This window comes from Acetobacter fallax, from assembly GCF_011516735.1.
In the GTDB taxonomy this organism is placed as follows: Bacteria; Pseudomonadota; Alphaproteobacteria; order Acetobacterales; family Acetobacteraceae; genus Acetobacter; species Acetobacter fallax.
On record NZ_WOSX01000001.1, the window covers coordinates 254,690 to 277,446 of the forward strand.

16 protein-coding genes and 1 tRNA gene are annotated in these 22,757 nt (G+C 58.6%); 10 read left to right on the top strand and 7 right to left on the bottom strand.

Annotation, left to right across the window (positions count from 1 at the left end):
• Positions 1-5 precede the first annotated feature (5 nt).
• The gene (gene rsmA / locus GOB85_RS01110) at positions 6-839 is read left to right on the top strand and encodes a 16S rRNA (adenine(1518)-N(6)/adenine(1519)-N(6))-dimethyltransferase RsmA (protein WP_173575758.1); all 834 of its coding nucleotides are present in this window, start codon (positions 6-8) and stop codon (positions 837-839) included.
• Between the two features lie 101 nt (positions 840-940).
• On the opposite strand, the gene GOB85_RS01115 is transcribed toward rsmA, so the two are convergent.
• The 3 genes from GOB85_RS01115 to GOB85_RS01125 form a co-directional block, all read right to left on the bottom strand.
• Complete coding sequence (locus GOB85_RS01115; protein WP_173575759.1) at positions 941-1,516, bottom strand: ferritin-like domain-containing protein; 576 nt, start codon at positions 1,514-1,516, stop codon at positions 941-943.
• An 88-nt stretch (positions 1,517-1,604) separates the two neighbouring features.
• A complete protein-coding gene (locus tag GOB85_RS01120; RefSeq protein WP_173575951.1) occupies positions 1,605-2,387 on the bottom strand; it encodes an RlmE family RNA methyltransferase in 783 nt (260 codons plus the stop codon).
• Positions 2,388-2,491: 104 nt separating this feature from the next.
• Positions 2,492-3,544: a Ppx/GppA phosphatase family protein gene (locus tag GOB85_RS01125; RefSeq protein WP_242011193.1), complete on the bottom strand. Its 1,053-nt coding sequence runs from the start codon at positions 3,542-3,544 to the stop codon at positions 2,492-2,494.
• Between the two features lie 397 nt (positions 3,545-3,941).
• On the opposite strand from GOB85_RS01125, the gene GOB85_RS01130 reads away from it, so the two are divergent.
• Positions 3,942-4,015 (top strand) — tRNA-Gln (locus GOB85_RS01130).
• Between the two features lie 138 nt (positions 4,016-4,153).
• Here GOB85_RS01130 and GOB85_RS01135 read toward each other — a convergent pair.
• Positions 4,154-4,747 carry a cupin domain-containing protein gene (locus GOB85_RS01135; protein ID WP_173575760.1) on the bottom strand — a complete coding sequence of 198 codons (594 nt, stop codon included), beginning with the start codon at positions 4,745-4,747 and terminating at the stop codon, positions 4,154-4,156.
• A 681-nt stretch (positions 4,748-5,428) separates the two neighbouring features.
• Here GOB85_RS01135 and GOB85_RS01140 point away from each other — a divergent pair.
• The 6 genes from GOB85_RS01140 (at position 5,429) to GOB85_RS01165 (ending at position 13,305) form a co-directional block, all read left to right on the top strand.
• Positions 5,429-5,656, top strand: a complete 228-nt coding sequence (locus GOB85_RS01140) for an AbrB/MazE/SpoVT family DNA-binding domain-containing protein (protein WP_003630907.1) — start codon at positions 5,429-5,431, stop codon at positions 5,654-5,656.
• Positions 5,656-6,057 (top strand): type II toxin-antitoxin system death-on-curing family toxin, encoded by a 402-nt coding sequence (locus GOB85_RS01145; RefSeq protein ID WP_173575761.1) that lies wholly within the window; start codon positions 5,656-5,658, stop codon positions 6,055-6,057. Before GOB85_RS01140 ends, GOB85_RS01145 begins: the two co-directional genes overlap by 1 nt.
• Positions 6,058-6,126: 69 nt before the next feature.
• Positions 6,127-7,938: a type I restriction-modification system subunit M gene (locus GOB85_RS01150; protein ID WP_173575953.1), complete on the top strand. Its 1,812-nt coding sequence runs from the start codon at positions 6,127-6,129 to the stop codon at positions 7,936-7,938.
• Entirely contained in the window at positions 7,935-9,269 is a 1,335-nt protein-coding gene (locus GOB85_RS01155; protein WP_173575762.1) for a restriction endonuclease subunit S, read from the top strand. The genes GOB85_RS01150 and GOB85_RS01155 overlap by 4 nt, the downstream gene beginning before the upstream one ends.
• Positions 9,266-10,213, top strand: a complete 948-nt coding sequence (locus tag GOB85_RS01160; RefSeq protein WP_173575763.1) for a GIY-YIG nuclease family protein — start codon at positions 9,266-9,268, stop codon at positions 10,211-10,213. The genes GOB85_RS01155 and GOB85_RS01160 overlap by 4 nt, the downstream gene beginning before the upstream one ends.
• Complete coding sequence (locus tag GOB85_RS01165) at positions 10,210-13,305, top strand: type I restriction endonuclease subunit R (RefSeq protein ID WP_173575764.1); 3,096 nt, start codon at positions 10,210-10,212, stop codon at positions 13,303-13,305. The genes GOB85_RS01160 and GOB85_RS01165 overlap by 4 nt, the downstream gene beginning before the upstream one ends.
• A gap of 188 nt (positions 13,306-13,493) precedes the next feature.
• Here GOB85_RS01165 and mfd read toward each other — a convergent pair whose 3' ends face one another.
• Both mfd and GOB85_RS01175 read right to left on the bottom strand, forming a co-directional pair.
• The gene (mfd, locus tag GOB85_RS01170; protein ID WP_173575765.1) at positions 13,494-16,970 is read right to left on the bottom strand and encodes a transcription-repair coupling factor; all 3,477 of its coding nucleotides are present in this window, start codon (positions 16,968-16,970) and stop codon (positions 13,494-13,496) included.
• 42 nt (positions 16,971-17,012) lie between these two features.
• Entirely contained in the window at positions 17,013-17,378 is a 366-nt protein-coding gene (locus tag GOB85_RS01175) for an FAD assembly factor SdhE (RefSeq protein ID WP_173575766.1), read from the bottom strand.
• A 104-nt stretch (positions 17,379-17,482) separates the two neighbouring features.
• Between GOB85_RS01175 and recG the strand changes: the two genes are divergently transcribed.
• Together recG and GOB85_RS01185 are read left to right on the top strand one after the other, a co-directional pair.
• Positions 17,483-19,633, top strand: coding sequence for an ATP-dependent DNA helicase RecG (gene recG / locus GOB85_RS01180; RefSeq protein ID WP_173575954.1), 2,151 nt, complete (start codon positions 17,483-17,485; stop codon positions 19,631-19,633).
• A gap of 145 nt (positions 19,634-19,778) precedes the next feature.
• Positions 19,779-21,458 carry a GGDEF domain-containing phosphodiesterase gene (locus GOB85_RS01185; protein WP_242011195.1) on the top strand — a complete coding sequence of 560 codons (1,680 nt, stop codon included), beginning with the start codon at positions 19,779-19,781 and terminating at the stop codon, positions 21,456-21,458.
• Positions 21,459-21,553: 95 nt separating this feature from the next.
• Here GOB85_RS01185 and GOB85_RS01190 read toward each other — a convergent pair whose 3' ends face one another.
• Entirely contained in the window at positions 21,554-22,597 is a 1,044-nt protein-coding gene (locus tag GOB85_RS01190; protein ID WP_173575767.1) for a lipid A deacylase LpxR family protein, read from the bottom strand.
• Between the last annotated feature and the right edge of the window lie 160 nt (positions 22,598-22,757).

The following is a 22,757-nucleotide window of genomic DNA, read 5'->3' on the forward strand; positions in this document are numbered from 1 at the left end:
GATAAATGACACGAGAGCCCCTTGTCTCCGTCATAAGCCGCCATAATCTCGATGCCAGACGCGCTCTTGGTCAGCATTTTCTCCTTGATCCCGGCATCACGGCACGGATTGTGCAACTGGCAGCACCTCTTGCCGGACGTCATGTCATTGAGGTTGGTCCAGGCCCTGGCGGACTTACCCGTCCCCTACTCGATAGCGATGCAGCCTCTGTCATCGCTATCGAGGTCGATCCCAGAGCCGTCTCTGTTATCCGAGAACTGGAAATCGAGGCACCAGACCGCCTCCATCTGGTTGAAGCCGATGCAACCAAGGTTGATCTGACAACTCTCTGTCCCGCACCACGAAGGATCGTGGCGAATCTTCCATATAATGTTGCCACCCCTCTGCTGATTGGGTGGCTCAGACAAGCCGCTTCGTGGGAGCGTCTGACACTGATGTTTCAGCTGGAAGTAGCCGAACGAATTTGCGCCGAACCGAACACTGAGCATTACGGGAGACTTGCTGTTATCTCGCAGTGGTGCGCTCTGTGCTCGCAGATCATGCGGTTACCACCAGGCGCCTTTTCGCCTCCACCAAAAGTCTGGTCCGCAGTAGTTGAATTGACACCCCATGCAGACCAGCCCGACTCTCAGCTGTTCCGAGCAATGGAACAGGTGACTGCCGCTGCGTTTGGTCAGCGACGAAAGATGCTCCGTGGAGCACTAAAGGGTATTGGTGGCGAGCGACTACTAAACGCGGCGGCGATCGATGGATCGCGCCGCGCAGAAACGCTCGACGTTTTAGAATTTGATCGTCTGGCGCGTAATTACCTCACCATAACTCAAAAAGGCAGTGTATAAATTCATACCGACAAAAATACCAGCTTGAGGCCACATCGAGAGGGCCACATTACTGACCAAATGAATTCATCTGGTCAGTAATGTTTTGGTATCAGGTTGGTTCAGTCAGCCAGAAATGGCCTGCCTTCATGTGCAACAAGAAGATCATGCATATCGGTTGCATGCTCTTCTTCCTGTGCCAGTATTTTTTCCAGCATGATCCGGGTAGTGGGGTCTTTCTGACCAAAATAGCGAATCAATTCGCGGTAATGCTCAATCGCAACCCGTTCTGCGATAAGATTCTGCTTCACTAGTTCTACCAACGTTCCGGGCTGACCGTATTCGGCAGCTGAGCGCGTAGCAAGCCCCTCCGGATTAAGATCTGGCACACCACCCAGTTGATCAATTCGCTCCGCAGCCCACTGCATGTGCGTCTGTTCTTCGCGCGCATGCTCAGCAAACTCAGCAGCGACACTTTCACTATTAATCCCGGAAACAGAAATTGAATTCATCGTATAACGCAGCACGCAAACAATTTCGGTCGCGACCACTGTTTGCAACAGTTCAATCGCCTTTTTCACATCGCCTTCATAAGCAGGTGTGACAGCACCATCACCGATCGATTTTTTCGCACGTGCACGCAATGTCTGAATATCGGACAGAAATGTATTATCTGTGTCCGTCTGTGTTTTCGTCATAAGAATACAACTCGTCCGTTGAGGTCAGTCAAATAACGGACAAGCTGGCTACAGGTTTCAAACTATGTCTTAAAATCCTGCCGAAAAATTATAAATCGTCCAGGAATTGCCCTCTTTCCTGTTGCAATTCAGCGAGCCGCTCAGACCGAAAACCCGTTGCCACCACATAAAGTTCGCTGGAGTCTTTGCGACTTGCCGGCGGCTTGGCGTGACGGACGCTTGAAAAAACTTTTTTCATCGGATCAAGCATTTGCTTTTCTGATCCACCCTGGAACACCTTAGCGACGAATGTGCCACCCTCAGCCAGAACATCCAGCGCGAAGTCAAACGCGCCTTCAGCAAGCCCGATAATTCTGAGATGATCCGTAGGCGCGTGACCCGTTGTGTTGGGCGCCATATCCGAGAGTACAAGATCAGCCTTGCCACCAAGCATCTCAATCAGACGCGCTGGCAATTCCGGATCGGTGAAATCTCCTTCAATAATTTCAGCGCCAGGAACTTCATCAACTGGCAGCAGGTCGACCCCGACAACACATGCCGCACCGCGCTTGACAGCAACCTGTGTCCAGCCACCTGGGGCAGCGCCGAGATCAACCACGCGCTGCCCGGGCTTAATCAGATGAAACCGGTCATCAAGTTCGATCAGCTTGAAGGCTGCCCGGGAGCGCCAGCCCTGCTTGTGTGCCGCCTGCACATAGGGGTCATTAAGCTGACGTGCCAGCCAGCGTTGCTGAGCTGTAGTTCGTCCCCTGGATTTCTTAAGCGATACTGATTTGGACCGGATATTCTGCGGAGCAAGACCGTCCTCACCACCATCCCGGGCACCGGGCGCGGATTTCTTTGTGAGAGCACGCCCCGGCACCCGAGGCAAATTCTCAGCTTTGGATGTCGAAACGGGGTGACTGGCGCCGCGCTTTGAAGGTGGGGCTCTGGTGGTCAAGTGTTGCTTACTTCTTTTCTGTTACACGCACCGGATTATCCGGGCATACGATGCTGTCTGCCACGTGCCCCGGAAAGTCCGTTACGCCTTCCGCCAGCTAATCCATTGCCGCTCATCATTCGTGTGAGCAGGCCATCCCGCAATCCACGATCCGCAACAACAATATCTGAAGACCAGTGAGAGAGAAATGCTTCGAAAATTGCACAGCCAGGAAGAACATAAGAGGCACGTTCGGAGCCAATGCATGGATGGGCATGCATACCCTGCACCCCCATACGATGTAGCCGTGCGATCGCTTTGTGTGCGTTCATCACACCAAGATGGTATCCATCGATAGCACATCGTGAATATCGGGGCAGATCAAGGTCCAGACTAGCCAACGTTGTCACTGTACCACTGGTGCCGACAACACGCACTCCTCCCCCAAGAATCTCCCGGTTTATCCGATGCGTTGTCTCAAATGCTTTAAGCTGATGATGCACATGCTGCACCATAACACGGTAGTCATCGGGACGGTGTGAAGAAAACTGCTCGGAGAGGGTAATGACGCCGATTGGCAGACTGATATAACCAATCACATCATGCGTACGGCGTCCGTGATCAAGCCGGACCCACGCAATTTCTGTTGAGCCGCCGCCAATATCGAGAAGCAGACCCCGGGTCGGTGCTGGCTGGCCGCTGGCAGATTTTATGGTCCCGGCTGCACCACGATAAAAGCTTGAAAAAAGCAGACCCGAACAGCTTTCGACTGCAAGTTCTGCTTCTTCCCGACCAGAGATAATCTCAAACCGGAGGCCTGTTTCGTCATGGATACGTCTGATGAACTCACGGCCATTTCTTGCCCGCCGGCAGGCTTCTGTCGCCACAGCACGAAAACCGGAAGGCGGCCGGCGGCCAAGCCGCACGGCACAGGTGTGAAGGGCATCCAACGTCCGGGCCATGGCATCCTCACCCAGTTCGCCGGTTTTTTGCAGCCCCTCTCCGAGACGGACGATGCGGCTGTAACTGTCCACCACACGAAAGCCACTATTCGCCCGCGCCGCGATCATCAGGCGGCAATTATTCGTGCCCAGATCGATTGCCGCCAAGACATCATCGTTATCATGACCAGCATATGACCGTCGGGTTGCCGGTCTTTCGTTGCCATCCGGACCCATTTCACTTTTACCGGACACAAAAGCCGGCCCGGAGGTTTTGACTCCTGTGCAATCTGATCCGGGCAAAGACGGGAAAAAACTGGCGGGCACGGGCGGGAGGGTGGTCAATACCTCCTGACTCCGGGGCCAGGCGCGGGAACGGTCCATCGTCTGGTCCTTCAGGTTAGGGCAATTTTATGGCAATATTTCAAGAAAATGACGGTCCGGGCAAGCAAAAACTTACCCACTGTCACAAAGTAAAAAAATGCCCTTGCCCTGTGTGAGCCGGAATGCTACCTGCCTGCTCACCGCAGGAACGGTGGCTTTTGCCTGATGTTCCGAACCTCGTTGGGGGATAGTTTAGCGGTAGAACTACCGGCTCTGACCCGGTCAGCCCTGGTTCGAATCCAGGTCCCCCAGCCATTTTCCCCGCTTTTTCCAAAAAATCTGAAGTGACTCTATCTGTCTTGCGCCCTGTGTTTCAGGGGGATCGCGAGTAGTGATTTCCGTGGGATAATACCGTGTTTCAGGCCTGAATGGCGGCGCTGACAAGGGCGTTTTTTACGGTCTGGTGGCTTCGGTTCGGGTGAGCGCGGCGATCTGGTGCTGAAATTCGGGATAATCCTGAGTGAGTGAGGCACGTTTTCCGGGTTCAAAGTCTTCCGGGATGAAGCCGGGGGCCATGGTTGTGCCCACGAATGACCAGCCGCGCGGACCTGCGGGAGCTGAGCCTTGCCAGGTATTGTGGGGCACGACGAGGGCTGGTGTCTGCGCGTCGAGCGTGACTTCGCGGCCATGTCCGTCGGGCGTGAGAAGCAGGATATGGACCGGGTCGCCGCTGTAGAAGTGCCAGACTTCATCTGTTTTCAGGCGGTGGATAGCGGAGAAGCCGGTGGCGGTTTCGACGTAGAGAATGGCTGTGGAAATGGGATGCCTGATTTTGTTGTAGCGGGCCGGGAGAGCTGAGCCGTCGATGGTTTCATCGGTGCGCAGGAGTTGGGCGAACCAGCCGCCCTCTGCTGGCACCGGCTGCATATGGAAGCGGGCGATGAGGCGGGCCGCGGCTTCGGGGGTGCGGGCATGTGTCGGGGACAGGAAGAGCCAGGTGGTTGCGAGGGTGATCAGGACGTGGCGGGCTGCTGTGGCGGGACGCATGGTTTCGGTGCTCTTCGGGGGTTTGTCTGAGAGGCGGGGCGGGCTCCCCTGCCCTGCTTTCGGGATGTTCTGTTTATCGGGACTGGCGGTTCTGGCGAAGAGGTTCCGGGGGCTTCGGAGGGGGCTGGTTTTCCAGATGGGTCGGGGTGGTTTTTCTGTGGATCACGGATTGTTTCGGCGGGACGTGATGGAGGGGGCTGGTTGTGGTGGAACGGAGGGTTGGACGAGGTTCGGCTGAGGATGGCTGCGGGGTGACATGGTGAGGGCTCCGGTCCTGGTGATCTGTGACTGGGACTGTCTTTGCCGGGGAATGGGAGAAATTTATTTCGTTTTCCGGGGTTGGTCCGGTTTGGGGACGTAAGGGATTCCAGAGAGTTCCGGAAAAGTATGGTTCGGATGTGGAATGGTTTTTGGGATCGGTTTCTGACTGACTTTCCGGGCCAGGATGCGGACGATGGAGATGGGGGCCGCTTTCCGAAGAAAAGGATGCGCGATCGGTCTGGTTCCGTATCATTCTGCGGTCTTTGGTCTTTGCGGACGGTCCGGTTTGGGGGGGGTAGCGGAAGGGCCGGTTTTGGGTGGATGAGCGTCATAGCTGACGCAGTGACAACTCGATATTTTGCTTGCCGCTCCTAAGTAAGTTCTGTTACGTATTACCGTTCGTAATACGGAGCTGAGCTCATGGAAACGGTTGTCGTTCGCAAACAGGGCAATTCTGTCGGTGTTACCCTTCCAGCGGAAACACGTATCCGCCTTGGTCTTGAGGTCGGCCAGGAACTCACGCTGGTCGAAATGGCCGACGGAATCAAGCTCGTGAAACGTAATCTCAGGCTTGAACGCCAGATGCAGATGGCGCGTGAGACACTGCGTGAGCAGGCTGACGTTCTTCAGGAACTGGCCAAGCGCTGATGCCGGGTGTGCTGCCTGAGTTTCTGGAACCCGACGCGGTGCTGTTCATGCACGATCAGGCCCTGAAGGAATACGGCGGAACCCACGGGCTCAAAAGCGAAGATCTGCTGCACAGCGCGTTAGCCCGCGCAGAAAACCGCTGGCACTATGCGGAATCCGATCCGCCGGACACCGCGACTCTGGCTGCGGCCTACGCTTATGGCATCGCGCGCAATCATCCCTTCAATGACGCCAACAAGCGGACAGCCTGGAGCTGTTGCATCCTTTTCCTGCGGTTGAATAGCACTCGTGTGCAGGTCGGCGCTCCGGAAGCTGTCGAAGCGATGGTGGCTCTTGCGTCTGGCGCAATGGAGGAAGACGCGTTCGCGGTCTGGCTCCGGCAACATTTTCAAAACCAGTGATTCCACATTTTCGACATCGGACCAGATTTTCTCATGAGCACGACACCCCGCACTGCCTCCCTGTCCTCCATGATCTGGCAGGTCGCCGATCTTCTGCGGGGCGACTTCAAGCCAGCCGAATACGGTCGGATCATCCTGCCCTTTACCGTTCTGCGCCGCCTTGATGCCGTTCTGGCTCCTACTCGTGCAAAAGTGCTGAAGGAAAAGGAGAAGTGGGAGAGCAAAGGCATCGACCCCATGCCTTTCATGGAGAAAGCCGCCGGTCTGAAGTTCGTGAACACGTCCGACTTCACGCTGAAAGGCGTGCTGGGCGACCCGGATAACCTGACCCAGAACCTCTCCGCCTATATCAACGCCTTCTCACCCGCTGCCCGTGACATCTTCGACCACTTCCGCTTCATCGAGCAGACAGACCGTCTGGCAAAGGCCAACCTGCTCTACCTGGTGCTTGAAAAATTCATCAGCTTCGACCTCAGCGACAAAGCCGTCGATAACCACCAGATGGGGCAGGTGTTCGAGGAACTGATCCGTAAGTTCTCGGAAGCCTCCAACGAAACGGCAGGCGAGCACTTCACTCCGCGCGAAGTCATCAGGCTGATGGTGAACCTGATCTTTGCTGAGGATGACAGTCTGCTGACCCCCGGCAATGCCGCCGTGCGCACCATCTATGACCCGACGGCAGGCACCGGCGGCATGCTCTCCGTTGCGGAAGAGTTTCTGCTCGATCACAACCCGGACGCCCGTCTGACCATGTTCGGGCAGGAACTGAACCCGGAATCCTATGCCATCAGCAAGGCTGACATGCTGATCCGCAATCAGGACGTCAGTAACATCCGCCTCGGTAACACACTGTCAGATGACGAACTGGCGGACTTCAAATTCGATTACATGCTCTCCAATCCGCCTTTTGGCGTGGAGTGGAAGAAGGTTGAGAAAGCCGTTCGCGCCGAGCATGAAAAGCTCGGTTATGACGGGCGCTTCGGCCCCGGCCTGCCGCGCATCTCGGACGGTTCCATGCTGTTCCTGCTCCATCTCGTCCACAAGATGCGCCCGACGAAGGACGGCGGCTCACGCTTTGGCATCGTCCTGAACGGCTCGCCCCTGTTCACGGGCGCCGCCGGGTCCGGCGAGTCCGAAATCCGCCGCTTCGTTCTGGAAGAGGATCTTGTCGAAGCCATCATCGCGCTGCCGACCGATATGTTCTTCAATACCGGCATCGCCACCTATGTCTGGGTGCTCACCAATCGCAAGCCAAAGAACCGCAAGGGCAAGGTGCAACTGATCGACGCCTCCTCCTTCTGGCAGAAGATGCGGAAAAGCCTCGGCTCCAAGCGCAAGGAAATGGGAGAGGACGACATTACCCTCGTCACGCGCCTGTTCCGCGATGCGCAGGAGGCGCAGCTTGCCACCGTGACCGCTACCGATGGCACGCAGACGCGTGAGGTTGTGATGAAGGGCGCGGAACCACCGGAAGCGCCGGAAGGCGGCAAAGTCAAACTCGCGCCATTGAGCCGCATTTTTCGCAATGAGGCGTTTGGCTATCAGACCATCACCGTGGAGCGTCCGCAGCGCGATGAGGACGGCAATATCGTCCTTGGCCAGCGCGGCAAGGCAAAGGGCAAGTCCATGCCCGATAGCAGCCTGCGGGACACGGAAAACGTGCCGCTGGATGAGGACATTCACGCTTACTTCAAACGCGAAGTCCTGCCGCATGCCCCGGATGCATGGATTGACGAGGACAAGACAAAGATTGGCTACGAAATTCCGTTCAACCGGTATTTCTATGTCTTCGAGCCGCCACGTCCGCTTGCGGAGATTGATGCGGATCTGAAAGAGGTGACCGCGAAAATCATGGCGATGCTTGGGGAGCTTTCGGCATGAGTTTCCCGAAGTATCCGGCTTATAAGGACAGCGGGGTTGAGTGGATTGGGGAAATTCCTGCTCATTGGTCATTGCAACGATATAAACAGGTCTTTGCTGAACGGGATGAGAGGTCTGAGACGGGAGAGGAAATGCTCTTATCTGTATCAGCCTATACTGGCATAGCTCCTCGCGGCGAAATTATTAATGATGGTGATTTTTTAAGCCGGGCGCAGTCTCTTGTTGGATATAAGATTTGTTATCCCAACGATCTCGTGATGAATATCATGCTCGCGTGGAACCGCGGGCTGGGGTTCTCAAATTATTACGGTATTGTTAGTCCTGCATATTCAGTATTTAAATTGCTCTCAGGAAATTTTGCGAGATTTTTGGATTACTTAGTCCGATCAGATGAGGTTATTTTGTACTATAAAGCATTCTCATCTGGAGTTATCGATTCTAGATTGCGGCTTTATCCCAACATTTTTGGATCGCTGTATTGTGCACTTCCTCCACTCCCCGAACAGCAGGCAATAGCCAGCTTTCTGGACCGCGAGTGCGCGAAGATTGACGCCCTGATTGCCGAACAGGAACGGCTGATTGCCCTCCTTGCGGAAAAGCGGCAGGCCGTCATCTCTCACGCCGTCACAAAAGGCCTGAACCCCAACGCCCCCATGAAGGACTCAGGCATTTCGTGGATCGGGGTGGTGCCGGAAGGGTGGGAAGTGCATCCTCTGAAAAATGTAGCGTCAGTACAAACCGGGATTGCTAAAGGCAAAGAGGTAATAGAGCAGAAATCAGTGCAAATGCCGTATCTCCGGGTAGCCAATGTTCAGGATGGGTATTTGGATTTGTCTGAGATATCTAGAATTAACATTGATAGAGATCAGGTCGAGAAATATTTGCTGCGACAAGGAGATGTTCTTATGAACGAGGGGGGAGACTTCGATAAATTAGGACGCGGCGCCATTTGGTATGGCGAGATATCTCCTTGTATTCATCAAAATCATGTGTTTGCCGTTAGACCAAAATCTATAATGTCAGAGTGGGTGTCTGCAGTTATTGGTTCTGACTATGCAAAATTTTACTTTATGACACGCTCCAAACAATCCACAAATCTTGCATCTATTTCTTCAACAAATTTGATGATGCTCCCAATAATAGTTCCTTCGATTGATGATCAGAAAACTATTGTCAATTTTTTGGAGAGTAAAAAGTCTCAATTCGAAAACCTGATGAATTCAGCTAATTCTATTATCACCCTCCTCAAAGAACGCCGCTCCGCCCTCATCTCCGCCGCCGTCACCGGTAAGATCGATGTCCGAGCCCAGAGCAAGGCCATCGCAGCATGATCGACACCAAGGGCCGCTCTCTGGAGCTTTTCTATATCGACGGTCATCCGGACGGCATGATCACCGCCGAACTTTTCAACTGGACAGGACATGTGTTCGTCACGCCGCGCACACGCCTGACCGAAGCGCTCAGACGGGAGGAGGCCGGTTATGCCGGGGTCTACCTGTTGCTTGGCGAGAAGGATGGGCAGGACTTCGCCTATATCGGGGAGGCCGAGGATCTTGGTGTCAGGCTGAAACAGCACGCGGCGGCGAGTGACAAGGACTGGTGGGAAACCGCTGTTCTGGTCTCCGCCAGCGCGAACCGGCTGAACAAGGCGCATGTGAAGTATCTGGAAGCGCGGCTGGTCGTCATGGCGCGGGAGATCGGGCATACGCCGTTGCACAATGGCAATTCCCCGAAGCCGCCGGGTCTGACGGAAGCGGATATTGCCAAGATGGAGGCGTTTCTTGCCAGTCTGATGGTGGTTCTGCCCGCCATCCGGGTGGACATGTTCATCCAGCGCAGCCGTCCGGCGGGGTCGACGACTTCTGCCGCCACCAGACAAGCAGTCGCGGTAAATGAACAAAGCTCAGATTTAGAGCCAGAGTTCACTCTCAAATATCCGAAATATGAAATCGAAGCGCATGCTGTTTTACAGGATGGCGAATTTATCGTTCTAACCGGTTCTCGTCTCTACCCGTGTTGGCAAGGGAGGGAAGGAACGAGCTATCATCCACTACGCGATGAACTTGAGAGAGGCGGTGTTATAAGATCTGAGGGTCAATCCACTGTATTTGTGAAGGATTATGCCTTTTCCAGCCCAAGTGCGGCGGCATCAATCATCTATGGACGCCCTGCGAATGGCCCGGACAAGTGGCATCAGGTCCCCTCTGGAATCACTTATAAAGAATGGGAAAATCGTCAGCTTGATGCTCTTCCCATAGAGGATGTTGCTGAATGACCGATCTTCACAAGGAGCATCATCTGGAATCCGAAATCTGCGATTACCTCGGACGCTCCGGCTGGCTCTATGAAGATGGCTCTGCCGCGCGGTATGACGTGGCGCAGGCCCTGTTCCCCGAAGATCTGCTGGCGTGGGTGCGCGAATGTGAGCCGGATGCGTGGAAGACGCTGGAGAAAACGCACGGGGCCTCGGCTGGCGCAGTTTTATGCCAGCGTGTGCGGGATGCCCTGAATGCGCGTGGGGCGCTCGTCGTCCTGCGTGATGGACTGGACATTATCGGGCTGACAAAAACGCTGAAGATCTGTCAGTTCCGTCCGGCCCTGACGATGAATCCGCATTTGCAGCATCGTTATGACGCCAATCGTCTGCGTGTGGTGCGGCAGGTGCGTTATTCGGCCAGCAACGGCAATGAGCTGGATCTGGTGCTGTTTCTGAATGGCGTTCCGGTTGCGACAGCGGAGCTGAAATCGAACTACACGCAGTCGGTTCAGGACGCGGTGGAGCAGTATTGCACCGACCGCCTGCCGAAGCCGCCGGGCAAGCCAGCGGAGCCGCTGCTTTCGGTGCCTGGCGGGGCGGTTGTGCATTTTGCTGTCAGCAACAGCGATGTGATGATGTGCACGCATCTGGATGGCGCGCACAGCCGGTTTCTGCCGTTCAATCAGGGGAACGAGGGCGGTGCGGGCAATCCCGGCACCACGGCGTATCTGTGGCGGGAGGTGTGGCAGCCTGCCTCGTGGCTGGACATTCTTGGCCGCTACATCATTCCGGCAAAAAAGAGGGGGAAGATTACGGGCTGGATCTTTCCGCGCTATCATCAGCTTGCCGCCACACGGCTGCTGGTCTCCACCATTCTGAAGGAGGGGCCGGGGCAGCGTTATCTGATTCAACATTCCGCCGGGTCGGGCAAGACAAACTCCATTGCCTGGACGGCGCATTTTCTGTCCGATCTGCATGACGCGCATAATCACAAGCTGTTCGACACCGTCATTGTGGTGTCGGACCGGACGGTTCTGGACCGGCAACTTTCGGAAACCATTGAGAGTTTCGAGCGCACGCGCGGTGTGGTGGCGTCAATTTCCGGCAATGGGGGCAGCAAGAGCCAGGAGCTTGCTGCGGCACTGCATACCGGCAAGAAGATCATCATCTGCACGATCCAGACTTTTCCGTTCGCGCTGGAGGAAATCCGTCAGCTTGCGGCGACCGAGGGCAAGCATTTCGCCGTGATCGCGGATGAGGCTCATTCCTCGCAGACCGGGACATCGGCCAGCAAGCTCAAGGCCGCTCTTTCATCCGGTGAACTGGCAGAGCTTGCGGATGGCGGGGAGATTAGCACGGAAGATCTGCTGGCGGCGGAAATGGCGCAGAGGACTGCGGCGGACGCGGGAATTTCTTTTATTGCTTTCACGGCTACGCCAAAGGCCAAAACGCTGGAACTGTTCGGGCGGTTGCCGCATCCGGGTCTGCCCAGGGGCGAGGACAACAAGCCTGAGGCGTTCCATGTCTATTCCATGCGGCAGGCTATCGAGGAAGAATTCATCCTTGATGTGCTGCGGAATTATGTGTCCTGGAAACAGGCGTTCCGCCTGAGCCAGAACGGACAGATTCTGGATGACGAGGAAGTCGAGGCTTCGGAGGCAAAGAAGGCGCTGATGAAGTGGGTGCGACTGCACCCCACCAACATCGCCGCACGGGTGCAGATCGTGGTGGAGCATTTCCGCCAGAATGTGCAGCCGCTCCTTGGTGGCAGGGCTCGCGCCATGGTGGTGACGGCCAGCCGCAGGGAGGCTGTGCGCTGGAAGCTGGCTATGGATCGCTACGTAAAGGAAAAACACTATCCGTTCGGGCTTCTGGCGGCATTTTCGGGCGAGGTGGATGACCCGGAAAGTGGCCCGGAGCCGTTTACGGAAAGCAACATCAATCCTGAGCTGAAAGGACGTGATCTGCGGGAGGTTTTTGCCGAAGATCCGTGGCGCATTCTGATCGTGGCGAACAAGTTCCAGACGGGTTTCGATCAGCCATTGCTGTGCGGCATGTATGTGGACCGGAAGCTCGGCGGCATTCAGGCCGTACAGACGCTTTCGCGGCTGAACCGCTGTTATCCGGGCAAGGACATGACCTTCGTGGTCGATTTCGAGAACGACCCGGAAGACATCCTCAAGGCGTTCCAGCAATATTACACGAAGGCCGAACTGGCGGACCTCAGTGATCCGAACTGCGTGGTGAACCTGCGCCACAAGCTGGATGACGCCGGGCTGTACGATCAGCCCGAAGTGGATCGGGTGGCCCGTATCCTGACAAATCCGAAAGCGACGCAGCAGCAGCTTGATGCGGCCATCGTGCCGGTCAGTTCCCGTGTGCTGGGCCGGTATCGTGATGCCCGGAAAATTGTTCAGGACGAACCGGAAGGCTCACAGGAGCGGAAAGAAGCAAAGGAACGGATTGACGGCCTGATCCAGTTCCGGAGTGATCTGGCCTCCTACGTGCGGATGTATGAGTTTTTCAGTCAGATGCTGAACTACGGCAATCCGGATTATGAAAAGCTGTACCTGTTTGCAAAAATGCTCTGGCCGTTGCTGAAGTTTGACCGTGAGCGCGAGACCATCGACACGACGACCCTGCGTCTGACGCATCATCTTATGAAGGATCTTGGCAGGCAGAAGCTTGGGCTGAAGAACAGGGCCGGTGACGGGCTGGAGCCGGTCAGGGAAGCCGGTTCCGGTCAGCCACAGGAGAAGATGAAGGTTCAGCTCTCGCGAATTATCGAGGCGATCAACGATCTGTTCGAGGGCGACCTGACGGATGGAGACAAGGTGGCGTTTGTCACCGGCCTGGAAACCAAACTGGCAGAATCGGAAAAACTGCAGGAACAGGCGCGGGCCAATACGAAGGACCAGTTCGCCAATTCACCTGATCTTCATGAAGAGGGGCTGAATGCGACCATCGAACTGATGGAGGCGCATGAGACGATGGGCAAACAGATGCTCAACGACAACACGCTGCTTCGCGCGGTTATTGCCGCGATCGTAAAGCAGGGCGGGCTGTGGGAGGGGTTGCAGGGACAACGCGGGCCTGGTGGACCGGGGTGAGAACTGTCTGCTTATAGCAGAGGTTGTGAAGACTGACCTGTCGATGAGAGTATCCGGATCCTGCCCGGACCCGGCAGGAACCTCAGGCCCCTGCACCCCTATTGATTAATAATAAAATGGTTTCCAAAGGTCTGTGGCCTTTGGCGGGGTTCGGGGCGGAGCCCTGAGGCTCCTTTCCCTTCTGGTGATCAGTTTCCGGCGCGGCGGGTTAGTTTTTCGAGGGCCTGGGTGACGCGGCGGGCGAGGTCGATGCGCTGGATGTTGGTGAGTTCGCGGACGATGGCGAGTTTGTGGTCGGGGCGGAGGCGGACGGTGCCGTCGGTCCATTTTGCCATCCAGCGGATGAGGCCTTCGGGGTTGGCGAAGGTGTTGCCTCTGAACTGGAGGACCATGCCTTTGGGTCCGGCTTCGAGGCGTTCGATGCCGGCGGTGCGGCAGTTTCGTTTCAGTTCGACGACATCGAGAAGGTTTTTAAGTTCGGGGGGGACGGCGCCGAAGCGGTCCACCAGTTCGGCTTCCATGGCTTCGTTTTCGGCGTCGGATGCGAGGGTGCTGATGCGGCGGTAGAGTCCGAGGCGGACGGGGAGGTCGGTGACGTAGGTGTCGGGGATGAGGACGGGGAGGCCGAGGACGATGTTGGGGGTCCAGTCGCGGTCGGCAGCGCGTTCCCTGCCCTTCTCTGCTCTGAGATCCGTTACGGCGTCCTGGAGCATCTGCTGGTAGAGTTCGATGCCGACTTCGCGGATGTGGCCGGACTGTTCGTCGCCGAGGAGGTTGCCGGCGCCGCGCAGGTCGAGATCGTGGGAGGCGAGTGTGAAGCCGGCGCCGAGGGTGTCGAGCGTCTGCATGATTTCGAGGCGTTTCTGGGCGGCGGCGGAGAGGAGATGGGTCTGGGGCCAGGTGAGGTAGGCGTAGCCGCGCTGTTTGCCGCGACCGACGCGGCCACGGAGCTGGTAGAGCTGGCCGAGGCCGAACATATCGGCGCGGTGGATGATGAGGGTGTTGACGGCGGGCATGTCGAGGCCGCTTTCCACGATGTTGGTGGAGAGCAGGATGTCGTATTTTCCGTCGGAGAACTCGGTCATCACACGTTCGAGTTCGGTTGGGGAAAGCTGGCCGTGGGCCTGGATGAGTTTGGCGTCGGGGACGATTTCGCTGAGGCGTTCGCCCAGGCGGTTGAGGTCTTCGATGCGGGGGGCGACGCAGAAGATCTGGCCGCCACGGAAGCGCTCGCGCTGGATGGCTTCGCGGATGACCACGCTGTCGAACGGCATGATGAAGGTGCGGACGGCGAGACGGTCGGTTGGCGGGGTGGCGATGAGGCTCATTTCGCGCACGCCGGAGAGGGAGAGCTGGAGGGTGCGGGGGAGCGGGGTGGCGGAGAGGGTGAGGACGTGAACGTCTTCGCGCAGGGCTTTGAGTTTCTCTTTATGCGTGACGCCGAAATGCTGTTCTTCGTCGATGATGAGCAGGCCGAGATCGGCGAACTGCACGGTTTTGGCCAGCAGGGCGTGGGTTCCGATGACGATGTTGATGCTGCCGTCGGCGAGGCCCTTGCGGACTTCGGTGGCTTCCTTTGCGGTGACCATGCGGGAGAGCTGGGCGACACGGAGGGGGAAACCCTCAAAACGGGCCTCGAAGGTTCGGAAATGCTGACGGGCGAGGAGTGTGGTGGGGACCACCACGGCGACCTGGGCGCCGGACATGGCGGCGACGAATGCGGCGCGGAGGGCGACTTCGGTTTTGCCGAAGCCGACATCGCCGCAGACGAGGCGGTCCATGGGGCGGCCTGAGGCCATGTCTTCGAGCACGTCGGCGATGGCGTGGGCCTGGTCTTCGGTTTCCACGAAGGGGAAGCGGGCGCAGAATTCTTCCCACTGACCTTCGGGCGGGGCGAGTGACGGGGCTTCGCGCAGGGCGCGGGCGGCGGCGGTTCTGATGAGGGCGCCCGCCATGTCGCGGATGCGCTGCTTCATCTTCGCCTTGCGACCCTGCCAGGCCACGCCGCCGAGTTTGTCGAGGGCGACGCCGGCCTGATCGGAGCCGAAGCGGCTGAGCAGTTCGATGTTTTCGACGGGGAGATAGAGTTTCTGGCCGCCGTCATAGAGCAGGCGGAGGCAGTCATGCGGGGCGACGCCGACGCTGACGGTTTCGAGGCCATCGTAGCGCCCGATGCCGTAATCCTGGTGGACGACGAGATCGCCTTCGGTGATTTCGCCGGCTTCGGAAATCAGTTCATCGGCGCGGCGACGTTTGCGGGGCGGGCGACCGATGCGTTCGCCGAGGAGGTCCTGTTCGGAGACGATGGCGATGTCGTCGCCGATGAAGCCGCGGTCGATGCCGAAGGTGAGCAGGCCGACGGGGCCGGGCTTCATTTTCGCGGCCTGTGTCCAGGAGTCGAAGGTTTCGACAGCGATTTTGTTGTCCTGGAGGAGGGTTTTGATGCGCTCGCGGGAGCCGCGTGTCCATGCGGCGATGTAGCAGCGGCGTTTTGTATCGGCCCAGGTCTGCGCCTGATCTTTGATGAGGGAGAAGACCTGTTCGCGTTCGCCCTGGGGAGTGAGTTTGGAGAACATGATGCCGGGGCGGCCGAAGGCGTCGATGCCTGCGGCGCCGTCGGGTTTGGCGAAGGGGCTGAAGCGGGTGACGGGGGCGCGGCTCATTGCGGCGTCCCAGGCTTTGCGATCGAGATAGAGGAGGTGTGGCGGGAGGGCGCGGTAGGGGGATTCGCCTTCGCGGGGCGGGGTGCGGCGGGCTTCGTAGTGATCCTGGATCATGTCGAAGCGGGCGGTGAGGGATTCATCGACCTGGTGGTCGAGGGAGATGGCGGCGTCCGGGAGGTAATCGAACAGGGTTTCCATTTCTGTATGGAACAGGGGCAGCCAGTGTTCGATGCCGGTGTAGCGGCGGCCGTCGGTGACGTGTTCGTAGAGGGAGTCCGCGGCGGCGGCGGGTCCGAACTGGTCGCGCCAGGCGGCGCGGAAACGGGAGACGCTTTCCGGGTCGAGGGAGAATTCCGAGACGGGGCGCAGCGTCAGGCCGTTTGTGCTGGTGGTTGAGCGCTGGGTGCCGGGGTCGAAGTGGCGGATATTTTCGACTTCGTCGCCGAAGAGGTCGAGGCGGACGGGCTCGGGCTGACCGGCGGGGAAGAGGTCAAAGATGCCGCCTCTGGTGGCGAATTCGCCGGGTTCCATGACGGTATCGGTGCGGGTGTAGCCGTTGGCGATGAGGAGTTCGATCAGGAAGGCCTGATCGAGGCTTTCGCCCTGGGCGATGGCGAGGGACTGGCCCCGGAAGGCGGCGCGCGGGGAGACCCGCTGCATGAGGGCGGCGGGGGTTGTGAGGACGATCCGGCCTTTTTTCTTCGCGTCCGGTTTTTCGAGCAGGCGGGTCATTGTTGCGACGCGCTCGGCGATGATGACGGGGTTGGGGGAGACGCGGTCGTAAGGCAGGCAGTCCCAGGCGGGGAAGCGGAGGGTTTCGATATCGTCGCCGAAATAGCTGAGCAGGTCGCCGAGGCGGGCCATGGCGGCATCGTCGCGGGCGACGTGCAGCACCGGGCCTTTGTGTTCGCGGGCGCGTCTGGCGAGGAGGAGGCCGTCGAATCCTTCGGGGGCGCCCCAGACGGAAGTGGCGCGGGTTGCGGTTTTGACGTCAGCGTCCATCAGCGACAGTTCCATAGGATTAAGAGCGGCCCTTATGGGGTTTCAGGCCGGTTTTGAGTGTTTCGCGGGCTCGTTTGTGATGCCGGACCGCTGGTGTGCGTCGTTCAGCAAGGCCCGGAGCATGGGGGTTTCGCACTCTTCGGGCACTGGCAGACGTCCGAACAGCCAGTCGGTCAGCACGGGATCGGGGGTTTCGAGCACGGCTTCGATATCATCGAGTGCGGTGGCGTCCATAGTGTTGACGTATTTTTCGACGAAGCCGCCGATGAGGATATCGGTTTCGAAGGTTCCGCGATGCTGTGAGCGGAACAGCAGTCGTTTGCGCCGCCTCTCCAGGTCGGACTGTGCGTCGCCTGCTGATGCGTCGGGAGACGATGTGGCGGGGGAGATGGTTTCGTTTTGTTCCATGGCGCCGCTGTCCTATAGCCTTGTGGCTTATGCCTGTCAGCCCGACAAGAAAGGCCGTCGCGCCGTCCGTGTCCAGATCACTGCTCCCGTCGGAAGGCCCCTCCATGCTCCAGGCGCATGAGGGCCTGGCGTCCTGCCTGCCTGTTCCGGCTCTGATTGCGCCGTTGCTGGAGCCTCTGTCGGGTCTGGCGGGGGTGAAGCCAGCGACGGCGAAGTTGCTGGCGCGTGTTGTGGGTGGGTCGAAGGTGATCGATCTGCTGTTTCACATGCCTGAGAGTGTGACGGACCGGCGGTATCGGCCTGATCTCCGCGCGGCGGAGCCTGGGATGGTTGCGACGGTTGAGGGCGTGGTGACGCGGGTGGCGGCCCCGGCGCATGGCCGGCAGCCGTGGAAGATTGTCGTTGAGAATGCGACGGGGGCGCTTGAGGTTGCGTTTTTTGCGCGCTGGCAGGCGAAGCGGGCGGTGACGGGGGCTGCGGTTCTGCTTTCGGGACGGCTGGAGGTTTTCAACGGTCGTCTCTCGATGAGCAATCCGGAGTATTTTCTGGCGGCCGGGGATCTGGTCCCTCCCCTCGATCCGGTTTGGCCGCTGACGGCGGGGCTGTTTGGCGGGCAGGTTCGGGCGGCGATGCGGCGGGCGTTTGCGCTGATTCCGGAGGGGATGCCGGAGTGGCAGGACGCGGCGGTGGTGGCGCGGCATGGCTGGCCGGATTTTCGCACGGCGCTGCTGTGGACGCATTTTCCGGGGGATGATCCGTCGTTACTGGCGGGCGATGCGTGGCGTGGGGCGCGGCGGAAGGCGCGGGAGCGGCTGGCATGTGATGAGTTGCTGGCGGATCAGGTTGCGACGTTGCTGGCGCGGGAGGCGAACCGTGAGCGTCCGGGTCGGGCGCTGGTGGGGGATGGAGCGCTTCAGCGGGAGGCGTTGCGGCGGTTCGGGCATGTGCTGACGGGCGCGCAGACGCGGGCTGTGGCGGAGATTGAGGCGGATCTGGGGGCGCCGCGTCGGATGGTGCGTCTGTTGCAGGGGGATGTGGGCTCGGGGAAGACGCTGGTGGCGTTGCTGGCGATGTTGCGGGCGGCTGAGGCGGGGGCGCAGGCGGCGATTATGGCGCCGACGGAGATTCTGGCGCGGCAGCATTATGCGACGTTTCAGCGACTGTCGCCGGTTCCTGTGGTATTTCTTTCGGGTTCGGTGCGTGGCAAGGCGCGGAAGGAGGCTCTGGCGGCGATTGCGGACGGGTCGGCGTCGCTTGTGATCGGGACGCATGCGCTGGTTCAGGAGGCGGTGCGGTTTCATGATCTGGCGCTGGCGGTGGTGGATGAGCAGCATCGGTTTGGGGTTGGGCAGCGGATTTTGCTGACGGAGAAGGGCGAGGCGGTGGACATGCTGGTCATGACGGCGACGCCCATTCCGCGCAGTCTGCTGCTGGCGCACTGGGGTGAGATGGATGTGAGCCGGCTGGACAGCAAGCCGGCGGGGCGCAAGCCGATCCGGACGTCGATTCATGGTCAGGAGTCTTTTGAGGAGGTTCTGGCGGGGATCGGGCGGGCGCTGGGGCGTGGGGCGCGGGTGTTCTGGGTGTGTCCGCTGGTGAGTGAGAGTGAGACGCTCGACATTGCGGCGGCTGAGGCGCGGCATGCGGCGCTGTCGGAGCGGTTTGGGGGGCGGCCCGGAGCGCAGCAGGTTGCGGTCGGGCTGGCGCATGGCCAGCAGGACAGTGCGGTTCGTGAGGCGGCGATTGATGCGTTTGCGACGGGGGAGTCACGGCTTCTGGTGGCGACGACGGTGATTGAGGTTGGCGTGGATGTTCCGGCGGCGACGGTGATGGTGATTGAGCATGCGGAGCGGTTTGGGCTGGCGCAGTTGCATCAGTTACGCGGGCGGGTTGGCCGGGGGGCAGCGGAATCGTTCTGTCTTTTGCTGCATGGGGCGGAGGTTGGGGCGACGGCGCGGCAGCGGCTGACGTTGTTGCGGGAGACGGAGGACGGGTTTCTGATTGCGGACGAGGATTTCCGGCTTCGGGGTGGCGGGGATGCGACGGGGAACCGGCAGTCCGGGTTGCCGGGGTTTCGGATTGCGACGACGGACGAGGCTGAGTTTGATCCGGGAGCGTTGCTGGTGCTGGCGCGGCAGTCTGCGGAGATGAAGGTCCGGGACATTTTGCGGCGTGGCCGGATTGATGAGGCGCTGGCGGTATTACTTGCGCTGTTCGGGAAGAGTGATTTCCGGCGGGTAATACAGTCGGGATGAATTTACGAAACCGCAGTCATTTTCAGATACGTTTTTAAGTATATTTTTACATAAGACTGATATCCGGACCGTGAAGAACAGGCAGAAATGCGGGACGATATTCAGCATTTCCGCTCAGTGACATAACAAGGCGTGGTATCGCGGTATGCAAGACCTGAGTTTTCCTCTGATCAGCCGTGATGCCTACCTTGCGGTGATTGCGCGGATGACGATGCAGTTGCTGCCTTGCGAAACTGTTTTTGTTGTTGGTCAGGCCGATGCGAAGGCAAAGCCCGGGGTTCTGGCTGTGGCGGGGGATGTCCCGGGGGCGGATATTGGTGCCCTGGTTGCCGGTTTTAAAGGCTCGACTGATCAGCTTGCGGCGGAGAATGGTGTCAAAGCAGGGCTTTTCGCTCATGCCATTGATGGTTTTCAGGCGTGGGTTACGAGGCCGCTGCAACACGACGGCGGGGGCACTGCGTTTCTGCTGTGCCTGAACCGGCCAAGGCAACTATTTGAATCTTCCGCGCTGACCCGGCTGGCGACGCTTCAGGCATCGACCGATCCCATGCCCAAAGGCGGCCGTAAAGCGCATACCGGGCCGCCGTCCGGGATTGCGGCTCTGACGCGTTATCTCGATACCCGCATTACGGCGACCGGGATTTCAGACACGGCGCCTCTGGCGCTGTTGCGGCTTGATCTGGGGCGGATCGGGCCGATCAATGACAGTGATGGGTGGCCTGTATCGGACGCGCTGATTGAGGGGGCTTATGCTCTCCTGCGGGAAATCGCGCCGAACCCGTGTTTCACGGTTCATCTTGGCGGCGGGAGCTTTGCCGTTGTCGTGCCGCTTGAGCGTGATGTGGAAAAGGCGGAGGCTCTTGGGAGCGCGATTATCGCACGAATGAATGAGGGGAAAGACAACCCTGATAACGGGTTTCCTTTTGAGCCTTATATTGGCTGGGCTGCCTATCCGTTCGATGCGCCGGATACTGACACGCTGACCGGATTTGCAAACGCGGCGCTGGCCAGAATCAGGGGTGTCAGGGCTGGCCCCTGTATCAATCGTGTGGCTCCGGAAATTGCCCATGCTCATGCCGATCAGATGGGCATGGAAGCAGATCTTCGGAAAGCTGTTGCCGGGGGGGATTTCACCATCAACTGGCTTCCGGTTCTTGAAACCAGCACGGAACGTGTGATTGCGTTTGAAGCTCTGGTGCGCTGGAATCGTCCGGGACATGGAGAGATTGATCCGTCTTTTTTTCTGACCTGCGCGGAAAATGCGGGTCTTATCGAAGACATTGATCGCTGGGTGCTTCATGACGCGTGCAGGCAGGCGAAGGCCTGGAAGAAGCCTCTTGGCCTCAGTATCAATGTATCGCCCTGCTGGCTCGATACTGAGCGTGTTGCCTCGTCAATCGGCGAGGCGTTGCAGAAGAGCGGGCTTGATCCGGAGCGGCTTCGGATTGAACTTTCGGAACGCCGCAGTTTCGGGTCTGCTGACAGTGCCCGAAAGGAGCTTGCCCGCATCAGGGGCATGGGGGTCCGGCTTACGCTTGATGATTTCGGAACGGGATTTGGGGCTCTTGAGCGCCTGACGAATTATCCCTTCGATCAGGTCAAGCTGGATCGTATGTTCGTTAACCGGCTTGGGACAGATAGCCGGGTCGAAACCGTATTACGGTCCACGCTGTACATGATTCACTCACTGAATATGACCTGTTGTGCCGAAGGTGTGGAAACCGAGGAGCAACTGGGTTTCCTTGATGCGCATGGATGCGAGGAAATTCAGGGCTTCCTTATCGGACGCCCCACCATTCAGCTTCCGGATTACCAGGACGACTGAGACTTCTGAAACAGTCTCCCGGAGCGCATCGTCATCAGGCGGGCCGGCCTGATGACGTGAGGTACTTTCTGATCGCGCGATAAAGCGGCCGGCTATCAGAATTTCGCGGATGCGGCGAGTGAACCGTAGTTGAACAGGCCGCTGCGTGCCGTGTCGAATTCCTGCGTCTGCCAGACCTGGCTGTAGGACAGTCTGACGCCATAGAACATCACCGCGACGCCGGCGTGGATTTCGCCCACATCCCATTTTTTATTAACATGCGGTGAATTGCTGCGCATGGTGTTGCCCTGAAGCGTCGCGTCATAGCCGACCGCGTCACCCGTTACGCCACCGAAGAAATACCAGGGAACGGTACGTGTTCCTTTATAGGCGTCGGCTCCATCGGTTCCTGCGCCGATTGTGGGCACACCGAAATCGCTGTCCAGGCCCTGCCCGAACCGGATGGTGTCTCCGATTGTGCCGGCGGTGCGGTAGTCACCCACGCGCGCGGCCACTGTCGGGAGCATGTCGAACGAGATGCCGTTCCGGCCACCGATCGTGCCCAGCGGCAGACGCCAGGTCCGTCCGTACTGCACCTGAAAAATCGGCTGATTGGAGAGCTGATGGCTCCAGCCCTTGTTGCTGGTATCCCCGATTGCGCCGTGGAAGCCGTTCTGCAGCTGTCTGCCCAGCGCGTCAGGACCCATGACGCCAAACTGGATGCCGAAGACCCCGCGCGACAGGTCTGTGTCGTTGATCAGATTAACCGTTCCGAGGAGCACGCTGGAATAGGGCCGGTCACGGGCCGAGGGCGTGGCGATCTGCGTATCGGATGGCGTGAAAATCATCTGCTGAACGCCCATGCTGATTCGCTGCATGCCGCGTCCGAGGATGGCCCGGTTGATGGTCGCAATCGGCGCGGGAAGAGTGTCCGTACCTGAGGTCCAGTTAAACCGGAGGCCGCTTGTGTAATACTGATCGGAGGTTCCGTTCAGGGTCGAAACCGCGTCATTTTCACCCTGAAGCGTCCATGTTCCCTGCTTGTCCTGCAAAGGAGTCGCGTAAGCACCGGATGTTGCGGCAAGACCCACCGTTAGCGCACCGGCTGAGGCAAGACTCTTCCAGTGAGTGCCAAGACGGTGTTTCAGACCATGCCGCATTATTTCTTTTCCTTGCGTGGCTACCGCCTGCCCGCGGAATGATCCGCACAGGCTCTTCGCTCCAGATCGTTTAAGACAAAAGATCTTAATAAGAAAGTCCTGTGAAGGTCAGCAATCTTGTGGAGCCCGCATAAAGATTACTTCTCCGGGATGACGCATT

What these genes read in the sequence shown, in the direction of transcription:
- rsmA (WP_173575758.1), top strand. Translation starts at nt 6, where the DNA reads ATGACACGAGAGCCCCTTGTCTCCGTCATAAGCCGCCATAATCTCGAT.
- GOB85_RS01115 (WP_173575759.1), bottom strand. Translation starts at nt 1,516, where the DNA reads ATGACGAAAACACAGACGGACACAGATAATACATTTCTGTCCGATATT.
- GOB85_RS01135 (WP_173575760.1), bottom strand. Translation starts at nt 4,747, where the DNA reads ATGCGTCCCGCCACAGCAGCCCGCCACGTCCTGATCACCCTCGCAACC.
- GOB85_RS01140 (WP_003630907.1), top strand. Translation starts at nt 5,429, where the DNA reads ATGGAAACGGTTGTCGTTCGCAAACAGGGCAATTCTGTCGGTGTTACC.
- GOB85_RS01145 (WP_173575761.1), top strand. Translation starts at nt 5,656, where the DNA reads ATGCCGGGTGTGCTGCCTGAGTTTCTGGAACCCGACGCGGTGCTGTTC.
- GOB85_RS01150 (WP_173575953.1), top strand. Translation starts at nt 6,127, where the DNA reads ATGATCTGGCAGGTCGCCGATCTTCTGCGGGGCGACTTCAAGCCAGCC.
- GOB85_RS01155 (WP_173575762.1), top strand. Translation starts at nt 7,935, where the DNA reads ATGAGTTTCCCGAAGTATCCGGCTTATAAGGACAGCGGGGTTGAGTGG.
- GOB85_RS01160 (WP_173575763.1), top strand. Translation starts at nt 9,266, where the DNA reads ATGATCGACACCAAGGGCCGCTCTCTGGAGCTTTTCTATATCGACGGT.
- GOB85_RS01165 (WP_173575764.1), top strand. Translation starts at nt 10,210, where the DNA reads ATGACCGATCTTCACAAGGAGCATCATCTGGAATCCGAAATCTGCGAT.
- mfd (WP_173575765.1), bottom strand. Translation starts at nt 16,970, where the DNA reads ATGGACGCTGACGTCAAAACCGCAACCCGCGCCACTTCCGTCTGGGGC.
- GOB85_RS01175 (WP_173575766.1), bottom strand. Translation starts at nt 17,378, where the DNA reads ATGGAACAAAACGAAACCATCTCCCCCGCCACATCGTCTCCCGACGCA.
- recG (WP_173575954.1), top strand. Translation starts at nt 17,483, where the DNA reads ATGCTCCAGGCGCATGAGGGCCTGGCGTCCTGCCTGCCTGTTCCGGCT.
- GOB85_RS01185 (WP_242011195.1), top strand. Translation starts at nt 19,779, where the DNA reads ATGCAAGACCTGAGTTTTCCTCTGATCAGCCGTGATGCCTACCTTGCG.
- GOB85_RS01190 (WP_173575767.1), bottom strand. Translation starts at nt 22,597, where the DNA reads ATGCGGCATGGTCTGAAACACCGTCTTGGCACTCACTGGAAGAGTCTT.